This is a genomic window from Halomonas hibernica (genome assembly GCF_013183775.1).
GTDB classification, from domain to species: domain Bacteria; phylum Pseudomonadota; class Gammaproteobacteria; order Pseudomonadales; family Halomonadaceae; genus Vreelandella; species Vreelandella citrativorans.
This window is the reverse complement of record NZ_VIFN01000003.1, coordinates 220,822-235,307: the sequence shown is the minus strand read 5'-3', so window position 1 is coordinate 235,307 and position 14,486 is coordinate 220,822. Positions and strand designations below refer to the sequence as shown.

The 14,486-nt window shown below is 55.3% G+C and carries 10 protein-coding genes; 6 read left to right on the top strand and 4 right to left on the bottom strand.

Annotation, left to right across the window (positions count from 1 at the left end; genetic code table 11):
• Positions 1 to 114 precede the first annotated feature (114 nt).
• The 5 genes from FKN99_RS07110 to sucD all read left to right on the top strand — a co-directional run bounded on the left by FKN99_RS07110 (position 115) and on the right by sucD (position 8,318).
• Positions 115 to 2,949 carry a 2-oxoglutarate dehydrogenase E1 component gene (locus FKN99_RS07110; protein ID WP_172117208.1) on the top strand — a complete coding sequence of 945 codons (2,835 nt, stop codon included), beginning with the start codon at positions 115 to 117 and terminating at the stop codon, positions 2,947 to 2,949.
• 40 nt (positions 2,950 to 2,989) lie between these two features.
• Entirely contained in the window at positions 2,990 to 4,570 is a 1,581-nt protein-coding gene (odhB, locus tag FKN99_RS07105) for a 2-oxoglutarate dehydrogenase complex dihydrolipoyllysine-residue succinyltransferase (RefSeq protein ID WP_172117207.1), read from the top strand.
• Positions 4,571 to 4,697: 127 nt separating this feature from the next.
• The gene (gene lpdA, locus FKN99_RS07100; protein WP_172117206.1) at positions 4,698 to 6,137 is read left to right on the top strand and encodes a dihydrolipoyl dehydrogenase; all 1,440 of its coding nucleotides are present in this window, start codon (positions 4,698 to 4,700) and stop codon (positions 6,135 to 6,137) included.
• Positions 6,138 to 6,279: 142 nt separating this feature from the next.
• The gene (sucC, locus tag FKN99_RS07095) at positions 6,280 to 7,446 is read left to right on the top strand and encodes an ADP-forming succinate--CoA ligase subunit beta (RefSeq protein ID WP_087106261.1); all 1,167 of its coding nucleotides are present in this window, start codon (positions 6,280 to 6,282) and stop codon (positions 7,444 to 7,446) included.
• Positions 7,446 to 8,318 (top strand): succinate--CoA ligase subunit alpha, encoded by an 873-nt coding sequence (gene sucD / locus FKN99_RS07090; RefSeq protein WP_172117205.1) that lies wholly within the window; start codon positions 7,446 to 7,448, stop codon positions 8,316 to 8,318. The genes sucC and sucD overlap by 1 nt, the downstream gene beginning before the upstream one ends.
• Before the next feature lie 77 nt (positions 8,319 to 8,395).
• On the opposite strand, the gene FKN99_RS07085 is transcribed toward sucD, so the two are convergent.
• The 4 genes from FKN99_RS07085 to FKN99_RS07070 form a co-directional block, all read right to left on the bottom strand.
• Positions 8,396 to 9,406, bottom strand: a complete 1,011-nt coding sequence (locus FKN99_RS07085) for a lysylphosphatidylglycerol synthase transmembrane domain-containing protein (RefSeq protein ID WP_172117204.1) — start codon at positions 9,404 to 9,406, stop codon at positions 8,396 to 8,398.
• 4 nt (positions 9,407 to 9,410) lie between these two features.
• Positions 9,411 to 10,244, bottom strand: a complete 834-nt coding sequence (locus tag FKN99_RS07080) for a DUF2334 domain-containing protein (RefSeq protein ID WP_172117203.1) — start codon at positions 10,242 to 10,244, stop codon at positions 9,411 to 9,413.
• A complete protein-coding gene (locus tag FKN99_RS07075; RefSeq protein ID WP_172117202.1) occupies positions 10,237 to 11,379 on the bottom strand; it encodes a glycosyltransferase family 4 protein in 1,143 nt (380 codons plus the stop codon). The genes FKN99_RS07080 and FKN99_RS07075 overlap by 8 nt, the downstream gene beginning before the upstream one ends.
• Before the next feature lie 171 nt (positions 11,380 to 11,550).
• Entirely contained in the window at positions 11,551 to 13,488 is a 1,938-nt protein-coding gene (locus FKN99_RS07070; RefSeq protein WP_172117322.1) for an exoribonuclease II, read from the bottom strand.
• A gap of 174 nt (positions 13,489 to 13,662) precedes the next feature.
• Between FKN99_RS07070 and FKN99_RS07065 the strand changes: the two genes are divergently transcribed.
• Complete coding sequence (locus FKN99_RS07065) at positions 13,663 to 14,460, top strand: HAD family hydrolase (RefSeq protein ID WP_172117201.1); 798 nt, start codon at positions 13,663 to 13,665, stop codon at positions 14,458 to 14,460.
• Positions 14,461 to 14,486: the final 26 nt, after the last annotated feature.

The following is a 14,486-nucleotide window of genomic DNA, read 5'->3' as shown; positions in this document are numbered from 1 at the left end:
GGCCGTTGGTCGGTGCCGCCGGTACATGTTCCGCCCCGCCGGCAGGGCAATAGCGATGTCGTTGTTTTTTGCAGCGATGCCGATACCACCCCATCAGTGTAGGGTGACCGAGAGATGCAACAAGGCATAATGGAGTTAATGTGGCGTTCCTCTCACGTTAGTGGTGGCAATGTCCACTACGTGGAAGCGCTTTACGAGCAGTACCTCGCCGATCCAGATGCTGTTTCTGACGAATGGCGTAGCTATTTTGACCAGCTACCGAGTTCCGAGGGCAGTGCCTCCCACGATGTTCCACTAAGCCCGACTCGTGATCAATTCTACCAGCTAGGTCGTGAAAGCCGCCCGGGCCGGGTAGTTGCCGCTGCCGATAGCGGTGAGAACAAAAAGCAGGTGAAAGTCCTGCAGTTGATCAATGCGTATCGCTTCCGTGGTCATCAAAAGGCTGATATCGATCCGCTTGGGCTGCGTAATCCTACCCCCGTCCCTGACCTCGATTTATCATTCCATCAGCTGACGAAGGCTGATCTTGATACCGAGTTCCAGACCGGTTCGTTTTTCCTGGGTATTGATAAGGCACCACTGCGTGAGATCGTGGACGCGCTGGAGAAGACGTACTGTCGCTCCATCGGCTGTGAGTTCATGCATATCGTGGACACAGAAGAGAAACGCTGGCTACAACGGCGCTTCGAATCAGTGCGCAGTGCTCCCAAGTTTAGTGACGATGTTCGCAAGCATGTGCTCGAGCGTCTGACGGCTGCTGAAGGTTTGGAAACTTACCTGGCATCCAAATATCCAGGTACCAAACGCTTTGGTCTTGAAGGTGGTGAAGTCTTTGTACCCATGATGGACGAGCTTATCCAGCGTGCTGGCGGTTATGGTACGAAGGAAGTCGTTATCGGTATGGCGCACCGTGGTCGCCTCAACCTGTTGGTCAATATTCTGGGCAAAAACCCGGCTGACTTGATTGATGAGTTTGATGGTAAGAAGGTGATTGAGCGTGGTTCTGGTGATGTGAAGTATCACCAGGGCTTTAGCTCCAACGTCATGTCACCGGGCGGCGAAGTCCACCTGGCCATGTCGTTCAACCCCTCGCACCTGGAAATTGTCGCACCGGTTGTTGAAGGTTCCGTACGCGCGCGCCAAGACCGCCGCAAGGATCCTGCCGGCGACAAGGTGTTACCCATCAATATTCATGGCGATGCTGCCTTCGCGGGTCAAGGCGTCGTCATGGAGACATTCCAGATGTCTCAGACCCGGGCCTATAAGACCGGCGGCACGATTCACATCGTCATCAATAACCAGGTGGGCTTTACGACGTCCAACCCCATGGATGCTCGTTCGACCGAGTACTGTACCGACATTGCCAAGATGGTCCAGGCGCCCATCTTCCATGTGAATGGTGATGATCCTGACGCCGTTATCCATGCGACCCAAGTGGCGCTGGATTACCGTCAACAGTTCAAAAAAGACGTCGTTATTGATCTGGTCTGCTACCGTCGCCGTGGCCATAACGAAGCCGATGAGCCGTCCGGTACGCAGCCTTTGATGTACGCCAAAATCAAGGATCATGCGTCGACGCGTACGGTTTACGCTAAGCGTTTGGTTGACCAGGGCGTTCTATCTGAAGATGATGCCAAAGCGATGATGGAAACGTATCGCGATGATCTGGTCGCGGGTAACCACGTTGCCAATGCACTGGTTCAGGAGCCCAATCAATCCCTGTTTGTGGACTGGGCGCCGTACCTGGGGCATGAGTGGACGGGCGATGCGGATACGTCTTTTGACATGAAGCGTCTTCAGCAACTGGCTGCGAAAATGTGCGAGATTCCGGATGGGGTCGAGGTGCAGCGCCAGGTAGCCAAGATTTACGAAGACCGCCGCAAGATGCAGGCCGGTGGCATGGCCATGAACTGGGGCTTTGCTGAAACGCTGGCCTACGCCACGTTACTTGACCAAGGGCACCCGATCCGGATTACTGGTCAGGATGTGGGTCGCGGTACGTTCTCGCACCGTCACGCTGTGGTTCATAACCAGAAAGATGGCTCTACCTACGTGCCGCTGCAAAACATGGCCGATGGTCAGCCGGTTTTCACCATTCACGACTCCTTCCTATCAGAAGAAGCTGTGTTGGCGTTTGAGTACGGTTATTCCACCACTGCGCCGAATGACCTGGTTATTTGGGAAGCCCAGTTTGGTGACTTCTTCAACGGTGCACAGGTGGTCGTTGATCAGTTCATCTCTTCTGGTGAGAGCAAGTGGGGCCGTTTATGTGGCCTAACGATGCTGCTACCCCATGGCTATGAAGGCCAGGGTCCAGAGCACTCGTCTGCGCGACTGGAACGTTTCCTGCAAATGTGTGCTGAGCACAACATGCAGGTCTGTGTGCCGACGACACCTGCGCAGATTTATCACTTGCTGCGTCGTCAGGTGATTCGTCCGCTGCGCAAGCCGTTGATTGTTATGTCGCCCAAGTCGTTGCTGCGTCACAAGGAAGCGGTATCGAGCCTTGAAGATCTTGCTCACGGTAAATTCCAAATGGTGTTGCCGGATCAAGCGGATCTGGCCGCTGAAAACGTAACGCGCGCGATTCTGTGCTCAGGCAAGGTCTACTATGATCTGGCCGCTTGGCGTGCAGAAAATGAGCGTAACGATACGGCGATCATTCGTCTTGAGCAGCTGTATCCCTTCCCGAAAGAAGAACTTCTGGAAGCGCTCCAGGCGTATGGCAATGTGGAAGATATTGTCTGGTGTCAGGAAGAGCCGTTGAACCAGGGCGCTTGGTACTCCAGTCAGCACCACATGCGTACAGTGGCCGATATGCTTAAAGATGGCCTCGGACGCGAGTTGAAATTTGCAGGACGTCCTGCCTCTGCCGCGCCGGCAGCGGGCTATATGTCCGTCCATACTGAACAGCAGCGCCAGCTGGTGGAAGACGCTTTCAATCTGTAAAGCGCCCACCAGATTTAGAGAACACCATAAGGGAAACGACATGGCTACCGAGATCAAAGCGCCAACCTTTCCGGAATCCGTTGCCGAAGGTACTGTGGCTACGTGGCACAAAAAGCCGGGTGACAGCGTCGAGCGTGACGAACTGATTGTTGAAATCGAAACCGACAAAGTGGTGCTGGAAGTGGTGGCACCTGAAGCGGGCACCCTGACTGACGTAATGGCCGAAGAGGGCGAAAGCGTCGCGTCTGAGCAGGTGCTTGGCAAAATCGGTGAAGGCAGCGCTTCAGGCGACAGCGGTAAAAAAGAAGAGCCATCTTCTGATGAGCCGAAAGCCGAGAAAGCTGATCAGCAAGACGAAAAGAAAGAAGAGAAAACAGAAGAGAAGAAAGCCAGCGGCGGCAAGCAGCATGATGTAAAAGCGCCGAGCTTCCCTGAGTCTATCCAGGAAGGCACCGTGGCGACTTGGCACAAAAAGGTCGGTGAAGCGGTTAAGCGCGATGAAGTGCTGGCTGATATCGAAACCGATAAAGTCGTACTGGAAGTGGTTGCGCCTGCTGACGGTGCGCTGGCAGAAATCAAAGCCGAAGAGGGCAGCCAGGTAGAGTCCGAAGCAATTCTCGCGGTCTTCACCGAAGGTGGCGGTAGCAACGTAGCAACAGCGGCTGATAAAGAGCCAGCCGCCTCTGCTGACGATGGCGCCAGCGATGAGAAAATGGGCGACAAGATCGTCGCACCGGCGGCGCGCAAGCTGGTTGCCGAGCACGACCTTGACGTTGCCAAAATTGAAGGTACGGGCAAAGGCGGTCGCGTCCTGAAAGAAGACGTGCAAAAAGCCGTTAAAGATGGCTCCGCCAAGAAAGGTGCTGCCAAGTCTTCTGCGCCGAGCAACGCCGCAGCGACCCCAGCGGCTGTTGAAGGCGAGCGTGTTGAAAAACGCGTGCCGATGACCCGCCTGCGTCAAACGATTGCCAAGCGTCTGGTACAAGCTCAGCAAACCGCTGCCATGCTGACCACGTATAACGAAGTGGACATGACTGAGATCATGGCCCTGCGTGCGCAGTACAAAGACACCTTCCTAAAAGCTCACGATATCAAGCTGGGCTTTATGGGCTTCTTTGTAAAAGCGGCAACTGAAGCTCTCAAACGCTTCCCGGATGTTAATGCCTCTATCGACGGTACCGACATCGTGTATCACGGTTACCAGGATATCGGTGTTGCGGTATCCACCGACCGTGGTCTGGTGGTCCCTGTACTGCGCGACACCGACAGCATGAAAATTGCTGATGTCGAAAGAACGATTGTTGATTTCGGTAAGCGTGGTCGTGACGGCAAGCTGGGCATGGACGACATGATCGGCGGCACCTTCACCATCACCAATGGTGGTACGTTCGGTTCTCTGATGTCGACGCCGATTATCAACCCGCCGCAAACGGCTATTCTGGGGATGCACAAAATCCAGGATCGTCCGATGGCTATTAATGGCAAGGTTGAAATCCGCCCCATGATGTACCTGGCACTGTCATATGATCACCGTATGATTGATGGCAAAGACGCCGTACGTTTCCTGGTTACGCTTAAAGAATTGCTGGAAGACCCGGCACGTCTGCTGCTGGACGTCTAAGGTACGTAGACCACGTATCCTTGCGTATTGATATTTCGATACGCGCCACCCTTCTTATGCAGTCGCACACCGCTCTTCTCTCGGCAATGTAAAGACGGGAGAAGAGCACCGAGCTAAAGGAGCCAACATGGCTGACAAGTTTGATGTGATCGTTATCGGCGCCGGCCCTGGCGGTTACGTAGCTGCTATCCGCGCAGCACAAATGGGCCTGAAAACAGCCTGTGTTGAAAAATGGGTTAACAAGGAAGGCAAGACTGTTCACGGCGGCACCTGCCTGAACGTCGGTTGTATTCCTTCCAAAGCGCTGCTGGAAACCTCACATAAGTTTGTTGAAGCACGTGATCACTTTGCTGAAGTTGGCATCGAGATTGACGCGCCGAAGGCTAACATCGCCAAAATGCTCGAGTTCAAAAACTCGGTCATTAACAAAAACGTTGGCGGCATCAGCGCACTGTTCAAGGCCAACGGTGTTACTTCGCTGGAAGGTAAAGGTAAAGTTACTTCGTCTACAGAAGTTGAAGTAACCGACCACGATGGCAATGCCACGACCTACACGGCTGACAACATCGTTATCGCCGCAGGCTCCGTGCCGGTTGAAATTCCGCCGACGCCGCTGACCGACGACCTGATAGTGACGTCTACAGGCGCACTTGAGTTTACCGAAGTACCCAAGCGTTTGGGTGTTATCGGTGCCGGTGTTATCGGCCTGGAGCTGGGCAGCGTTTGGAAGCGTTTAGGTTCTGACGTGACCGTTCTTGAAGCCATGGACAGCTTTTTGCCGATGGTTGACGGCGCGATTGCCAAAGAGACCCAGAAGCTGCTCAAGAAACAGGGTCTGGACATCAAACTGGGCGCACGCGTGACCGGTTCTGAGGTCAAGGACAACGAAGTCGTCGTTAAGTACACCGACGGTGACGGCGAGCAGGAAATGACCTTCGACAAACTGATTGTTTGTGTGGGTCGTCGTCCTTATACGCAAGGCGTGATTGCCGATGGCGTAGGCGTTGAGCTTGACGAGCGTGGCTTTATTTTCGTTGATGACCAGTGCCGTACCAATGTCCCGAGCGTTTATGCAATCGGTGACTGTGTACGTGGTCCAATGCTTGCTCATAAAGCGTCTGAAGAAGGCGTTATGGTCGCTGACATTATCGCTGGCCATAAAGCTGAAATGAATTACGACGCCATCCCCAGCGTTATCTACACCTCGCCTGAAGTCGCGTGGGTAGGTATAACCGAGCAAGATGCCAAAGCGAAAGGCATCGAAGTCAAAACCGGCTCGTTCCCGTTCTCTGCCAACGGTCGTGCGCTTGCCAACAATGCCCCTGAAGGTATGGCCAAGATTATTGCCGATGCCGAAACAGACCGCATTCTGGGTATGCACATCGTCAGTCAGCACGCGGGTGAGCTGATTGCCCAAGGCGTTATCGCGATGGAATTTGGTTCCAGCGCTGAAGATCTAGCGTTGACCTGCTATGCCCACCCGAGCACTTCTGAAGCCATTCATGAAGCGGCTCTCGCGGTGGAAGGCCATGCAATTCACATGGCCAATCGTAAAAAGCGCAAATAAGTTCAGCGGTAACTACCAGGCGCCACCATTAGGTGGCGCATCACTTTCGGGCATGTTGTAAAATAGCGCGCGAAAGTACGGGGACAGCCCGTTTTGAAAACGGGTTGTCGTTCGAGTCACATGCAACCAATGGCATGAATCGATGAACCTTCACGAGTATCAAGGCAAACAGCTGTTTGCTGATTATGGTCTACCAGTGTCTAAAGGCTTTGCCGTGGACACTCCCGAAGAAGCAGTAGAAGCCTGCAAAAAGATCGGCGGCGACATGTGGGTAGTTAAAGCCCAGGTGCACGCAGGTGGCCGTGGTAAAGCGGGTGGCGTTAAGTTGATCAAAGATCCGGCTGAAGCGAAGGCGTTTGCCGAGCAGTGGCTGGGCAAAAACCTGGTAACCTTTCAGACTGACGAAAAAGGTCAGCCGGTTGCCAAGATTCTGGTAGAGACCTGCACTGATATCGCCGATGAGCTTTACCTCGGTGCCGTTGTCGATCGTACTACCCGTCGCGTGGTCTTCATGGCCTCGACCGAAGGTGGTGTTGAAATCGAAACGGTTGCTGAAGAGACGCCGGAAAAGATTCTTAAAGCCGAAATTGATCCGCTGGTTGGCGCACAGCCGTACCAGGCGCGTGAGTTGGCCTTTGCTCTGGGCCTGAAAGGCGACCAGGTCAAGCAGTTCACCAAGATCTTCCTGGGCCTATCCAAGTTGTTCCACGACAAGGATCTGGCACTTTTAGAGATCAACCCGTTGGTTATCACTGACGAAGGCAACCTGCACTGCCTCGACGCCAAACTGGGCCTCGACAGCAACGCGTTGTACCGTCACCCGGACCTGCAGGCCATGCGCGACCCTTCCCAAGAAGATCAGCGTGAAGCCGATGCAGCGAAGTGGGAACTGAACTACGTCGCACTCGACGGTAACATTGGTTGCATGGTAAACGGCGCAGGCCTGGCCATGGGCACCATGGACATCGTTAACCTGAGTGGCGGCAAGCCGGCTAACTTCCTGGACGTTGGCGGCGGCGCGACCAAAGAGCGCGTAGCAGAAGCGTTCAAGATCATCCTGTCTGACGACAACGTGAAAGCCGTTCTGGTTAACATCTTCGGCGGTATCGTACGTTGCGACATGATTGCTGAAGGCATTATCGGTGCCGTTGAGCAAGTGGGTGTCAACGTGCCGGTCGTGGTTCGCCTGGAAGGTAACAATGCCGAGTTGGGTGCTGAGAAACTGGCGTCCAGCGGTCTGAACATCATCGCTGCTACCAGTCTGACCGATGCGGCTCAGCAGGTTGTTAAAGCGGCGGAGGGCAAGTAATGAGTATCCTGATCGATAAGAACACCAAGGTCATCTGCCAGGGTTTCACTGGTGGCCAGGGCACGTTCCACTCCGAGCAGGCGATTGCCTATGGTACGCAAATGGTCGGTGGTGTTACGCCGGGCAAAGGCGGCCAGGAGCATTTGGGCCTGCCAGTTTTCAACACCGTTAAAGAAGCGGTAGAGAAAACAGGCGCGGAAGCCAGCGTTATCTACGTACCGGCTCCGTTCTGCAAAGACTCAATCCTTGAAGCTGCTAACGCTGGCATCAAGCTGATCGTTTGCATCACCGAAGGCATTGCTACGCTTGATATGCTCGACGCAAAAGTAAAATGCGACGAGCTGGGCGTGCGTCTGATTGGCCCGAACTGCCCGGGTGTTATTACGCCGGGTGAGTGCAAAATCGGTATCATGCCGGGTCACATCCACCAGCCGGGCCGTGTGGGTATCGTTTCCCGCTCTGGTACGCTGACTTACGAAGCCGTTAAGCAGACCACTGACCACGGTTTCGGTCAGTCTACCTGTGTCGGTATCGGTGGCGACCCGATTCCAGGTTCCAACTTCATCGACATTTTGGAAATGTTCGAGAAGGATCCGAAAACCGAAGCGATCGTCATGATCGGCGAAATCGGTGGTACGGCTGAAGAAGAAGCAGCCGCCTACATCAAGGATCACGTTTCCAAGCCAGTGGTTTCTTACATTGCCGGTGTTACTGCACCTCCTGGCAAGCGTATGGGCCACGCTGGCGCCATCATTTCTGGTGGTAAAGGCACGGCTGACGAGAAGTTTGCTGCTCTTGAAGACGCCGGTGTTAAAACCGTTCGTTCTTTGGCAGAAATCGGCGACGCACTGAAAGAAGTGACGGGCTGGTAAGCTGGCAAGCGGATCAAAAAGGGGTGCCGTTTGGCACCCCTTTTTTGTGTCTTCAAGTTGACTGCACCGCCGTCATTTTAACCCTCGACCTCACGCTTGCGCCCTTCAAGAATTTTTCTGAGTAGCGGGCGTCCTGCCATCAGCATAAATACCGGCGCCCCGGCGATCAGATAAAAATAGTAGGTGACAGCACGCCAGATCAAGATAGCGGCTGCCGCGCTGCTTTGACCCACTATAGGGGCCAGCAGGGCCGACGAGGAGAGCTCTGCGCCCCCAGCACCGCCGGGCAGCAGGGTCAGCTGGCCAGCCGCCATGGAGAGCATCTGCACCAGGAAGGTCCATGCCCAGTCCAGATGTTGTCCAAGGCCGTACAGCGTAACGTAGAGAATGCTGTAGCGCACGATCCAGTGCACGATCCCGAATCCGAAGGCCAAAGCCAGCGCTGAGCGCGGCAACTGAAGGGTTTCGGTAAAGGCCTGCTTGAAGAGCAGGATGCGGCGCACCATGGCATGCTGGAGCCGTGCACTGACACGCATTCGAGACAGTAGGCGGCCGGTCACAATTAGTACGCGGCGATGATAGCGGCCTATGAGAATGACGCCGAGCAGCGCCAGGCACAAGAGTGCCATGGGTACCACTAGCATCCATCCTAGCCGGGCATCAATGGAGCGCGTGATGACATAAATCATCATCGCGATCATCGAACAGAGAAAAAACAGCAGGTCAATGATCTGGTCTACAGCAAAAATGGCAGTGGTTTGCGCGGGTCGTACGCCACGTCGCGTGAGAAGGGCGATCAGTGTCAATGGCCCACCGCTTCCCCCAGGCGTGGCGCAAATGGCGAATTCAGTGGCCATTACCGTACCGGTTGCACGCATCAGGCCCATGTTGCCGGCGCGTCCCGCCAGTAGAACACGCAGCTTGGCACCGTTAAGCAGCCAGCAGACCAATATCATGCACAACATCAGCGCAAACAGACTTGGTGGAAATCCGGCAAGTAAATGAATAAGGTCAGTGCCACCCAATAATAGGGGGATGGCCATAACAGCGATGAGACCTGCGGTCAGCAGCCAGAGTGTTCTTTGCATGCGTTTAATTATTCAGAGGTGGGTTTGGCGCTGGGCGAGCGTTTTCAAGGCGGGTACCCATACGTGATGACAAGGTGCCAGTCTGATCGTGCTGACTGCAATGGCGCTGTAACCAACTGATCTTGGTGGTGGGCCGATAGCCTTCTTCTAACAGGCGTCGAATCGTCGTCAGCCAGTATCGCCTTGAAATAGCATGGCGCATATCCACGGGGTGTAACCCCAGGCGAATCAGTGGCGCTTGACGATGACGACGCCTGGCCCGCTCATTAACGACCCAGGACATACCGCGTCGCCAGCGGCTGCGTGCGCTCCACACTAGCGAGGGCGCCTTAATCGGTGTGTAGTCTGGCAGAAAGTACAGCTGGCCAGGGTCGCTGGTATAGGAAAACCCTTGGGTTTTTAGTGCCTGCCGTGCGCCTTCGCCTAAAAGCCAGGCAGGCGCAACGAATCCCTCCAGTGGCCAGTCTTGAGCACGAAAAAGTTCGACGCCACGCTGTAAACGTTCAAGCGCATCAGCGTAGCTGAGCGGGTAAAACTCACCTTCATAGGTATAAAGCCGTCGCATGAAGTAGTCGCGCGGCGTGCGGGGGGCGGGCGCATCATCGCAGTGATAGAAACCATGTAACGCCAGTTCGTCTCCGCGCTCCCTGCGCTGATGCAGAATCCGCAGCATGTCGGTGTCTTTAAAGGTGTTACTGCGATGATGAAAGTCGGGCACGACAAGCCAGGTCATGGGGACTTTTCCCATGCTATCGACCTCCTCGACAAAGGCGCGATAGTCCGGCCAGGTGATGGGGGCAATGTCATGGAGTACCAGTGCAAATTCCCTGTTAGCCATGCTGTGCGCTCACCGTTGCCGTATGACTAATGCCGAGAAGTTCGCGATAGTGCTGCATAACCCCCTGCACGACGATATCCCAGTCATGGTGGCGTTCTACATGCGCGCGCGCGCGACGGCCCATGGCTTTTGCATCGTTTTCAAAAAGCGCCTGAATGCTGCGAGCCATATCTTCACTGTCCAGTGGTCGACACAACACTCCGCACTCTTCGGGAACGTTTTCGGTCAGCGCACCGGCGCGGGCTGCCACTACCGGAATGCCACAAGCCATGGCTTCCAGCACAATCAGCCCGAAGGTTTCCTGGGTGCCTGCATGTAACAACGCATCGCTACTGGCGAAATAACGTGCAATCTCGGCGGTCGGGCAAAAATGATTGATGACCGTTACGTTGTCGGGAACCTGAGTCGGCATTGAGGAGCCGACCATCAGTAAATGATAGCGCTGTGTGGATGTGCCGCTCTTCAGGCGGCGCATGGTCTCCAGCAGGATCGACAGGTTTTTTTCCTGCGAGCCACGCCCGGCAAAAACCAGCAGGCGTGTGTCATCATCAAGCCCCAGTTCGACCCTGACCTGCTCATCGCGAAGTTCAGGACGAAAGGTGGTGAGATCTACGCCCAGCGGCTGAACGCGAACCTCCTTAATACCTAGCCCTTCGAGTCGCTCTGCCATCACACGGCTCGGAGCGAGGACGCGATCATAATGATCATAAAGCCGCTTGATGTAGCCATTGATCAGCGAACGTGACCAGCCCCCCAGCCGATTGCTGATCATGGTGGGTAGGTCGGAGTGGTAAAAGGCTATCAGCGGGATATCAAGCTCACGGGCGCTTGCGATGGCCGCCCAGCCGACGGTATACGGGTCGCCGGCTTCGATCAGGTCCGGACGTACCTCATTAAGCGCTCGCCGCCAGGGACGCCTTGTCAATGGGAAGCGATAGCCATTGCTGAAAGGCAGTGGGGTTGCGGGCACATCAACACGGTGATCTTGGGATATATACACATGGCGCTCGCCAGGCACCAGCAGGGTATGGCGAGCATCGGTCAGGGCGTTCAAGCGATGACGCTTGGCATCAAGATAGGTACGTACGCCGCCACTGGAGGGCGCATAAAACATGGTCATGTCGGCAATATGCACTACGCCGATACCTCCTCGAACCACTGATAGTTGAGCGGGCGACTTATGATTGCAAACGCAGGGGGCCGCAGGCGCCCCCTGTATAATGTGTCATTTTGATGACCGCTGAGGCAAGCGGCTATTGCCAGGTTGCCGAGGTCATAAGCCCGCCCATATGGGCGGGCAGGCACTTTAGGCGGGGCGTGCCACCAGCGAACGGGTCTCTTCACGCGCTTCTACCAGCGCAACACGCAGGCTATCGCCCAGTTTATAGCGCTCTTCACCCTCGACCTGAATGCGTCCCTCTTTGTCATCAATAACCACTTTGTCGCGGTCGCTATGCATCAAGGGAGCTGGAACAAACGCGGTAGCGCCATTCTCAATCAGGCGTACGCGCATACCGCCACGGTTAATCGCCATAATGTCGGCTTCAAACGTGTCCTGGTTCTGCGCCGCAGGCGTTAAGAAGCGCACGTAGAGCCAGTCTTTCACATCACGCTCGGCCATCCGGTTTAGGCGGCGGCGCTCGGTGAGCTGCTCGGTTAACGCCTGGCTTGCTTCTGCCGGGGCCTGTTCGCTTTTCAGTACGCGTTTGATCAAACGGTGGTTGACCATATCGCCATACTTACGAATCGGCGATGTCCAGGTCGCGTAAGCAGCCAAGCCAAGGCCAAAGTGCGGGCCGGGCTGAGCAGACATGCTGGTAAAGCCCTGGAAACGACGCAGACGGGCATCCAGCCAGGCGTCATCGCGGCTCTCAAGCACGCGCTTAAGCTCTTTGTAGTGATCAAGTTCCGTTAACGCTTCACGCTCAACGGTAATCTCCTGGCTTGCCAGGAACTCTTGCGCCGCCTCGGCTTTTTCGGGCTCAAAGGCACGATGCACGTTAAAGATACCGTGGCCGATGTGGCTTGCCAGGAAGTCCGCGCAGCAGGCGTTGGCCGCAATCATCGACTCTTCAATCATGCGGTTGGCGATGCGCCGGTCTTCGGTATTGATCGCCAGCACATTGCCTGCCGCGTCCAGCTCAAAAACGTAATCGGGGCGATCTTTAAAGACCAGTGCGTGCTCGTTGCGCCAGGCGGTACGTGCTTCGGTGAGTTCCTGCAGCGCAGTAAGCTGCTCGGCGATGTTATCTTCGGGTGCCCAATCGCCTTGACCGTCAATCCAGTCAGAAACGCGGTCATACACGAGCCTGGCGTGCGATTTAACGTTCGCCGCGAAGAAGCGGTAGTCACCCAGGCTGCCGTCGGCATTGATAACCAACGTGCAGGCGAGTGTCGGGCGCTCTTGGCCTTCCCGTAGCGAACACAGGTCATCGGCCAACTGTTCAGGCAGCATGGTCACGTTTTGGCCCGGCAGGTACACGGTGAAGGCGCGAGTACGTGCTTCCAGGTCAGCGGCATGCCCCTCTTCTACATAGGCCGTGGGGTCCGCAATCGCGACGCTTAGCTGCCAGCCGCCTTCCGCGCGTTTGCTTACGTGTAGCGCATCATCCATATCGCGGGTTTTTTCACCGTCGATAGTGAAGAAGGGCTGCTCGGTAAGGTCTTCGCGGGTCAGGCCTTCTTCGTGTAATGGCCATTCGGTGCCCGCATCGGGGCAGTCCTGTTCCAGCGCGTGACGGGCAAGTGTGACGCGCCATGGCACCGCAGGGTCGTCCGACTTGGCGACCAACTCATCAATCTGGGCAAAAAAGCCGCGGTCATTCTCTTTAAGCGGATGGCGAACCAGGCGGGCAACCACCCAGTCACCATCGGCAATGCTGGCTTCATCCAGGCTGTTTTTGATACGTGACTTGATCACATTACGAATAGAGGGGTGATCAGGGACGACGGCCAAACGATCTTCGCGCTTTTGAACACGCGCCACAAAGCGGTCAAGACCGGCTTCAATCAGCTTTTCAGGCTCAACCGATTTCTTGTCACCGTTTTCGTGAATCACCGCTTCTACGCGGTCACCGTGAATCACCTGCTTCATCGCGGGAGGCGGCACGAAGTAGGATTCACCGTTATCGGTCTCGAGAAAGCCAAAGCCTTTCTCGGTGGCTTTAATCACCCCTTCAGCGCGCGGGGTGGTATCACGAATTTGTTGCTTGAGCTGAGCAAGCATAGAATTATTCTGAAGCATGAGATCAATCAGTTGGCGAGAGTAGCTTGCCACTATACGGATTCCCAGGGGCTGCGCCAATTATCCGCCGTGGAAGTTGATGTTAGTTAGATAGTATCTTAGATAGTATCAAGGTGTTACATAGCTCAAGGAGGATCGGTTAAGCTGATGTTTCATTAATGGAGAGCGCACGTTATGACACCACGGCTGATTGCTTCTGATCTTGATGGCACCCTGTTAGGGCGCGACCATCGCTTGCACGAAGATACCATTGAGATCTTGAGAACGTTGGTCAACCAGGGGCATCTCTTGGTGCTTGCATCAGGACGCCACTATGCCGATATGCGTGTTTTTAGAGATCAGCTCAATGTTCCCATCCATTTAATCAGCAGTAACGGTGCCTATACACACGACCCTAACGATCAATTGCTGGCGGCCTACCATGTCGGATCCCCTCAGGCTGCCGCGTTGATTAAATTGCCGCGCCCGGACGGTGTACGGTTAAGCCTTTACCTGGACGATGCCTGGTACATAGATGCCGAGTCGCCCAGCCATTTGGAAATGCATGCAGCCACGGGCTTTGTCTACCAGGTGGTGCCACCGGAGAAGATGCCTACCGAGGGGATCGGTAAAGTACTTTACGGCGGGCGCCCCGATGCGCTGTTAAAGGTCGAAACCGCTATCCGCGAAATTAATGATGGCTCGCTTCACGTGACCTATTCAACCAGCGATTCATTAGAGATTATGGCGGGAGGCGTCAATAAGGGAGTGGCGTTGTCGGCGCTGCTCAAGCGCCTCTCGGTTGCGCCTGAAGACTGCCTCGCTTTTGGCGACAACCTCAACGACGTTGAGATGCTAAGCCTGGTGGGCGAGCCGCACTTCATGATTAACTCACACCCAGAAATGGCAGGCAGGCTGAGCGCCGCGCGGCAGATAGGCCACCACGGCGAGGCGGCCGTAGCTGTGCTGTTACGCGAGCGATTTGCACTCTGAAAGCGACATTAAAAAGAAGATTCGTT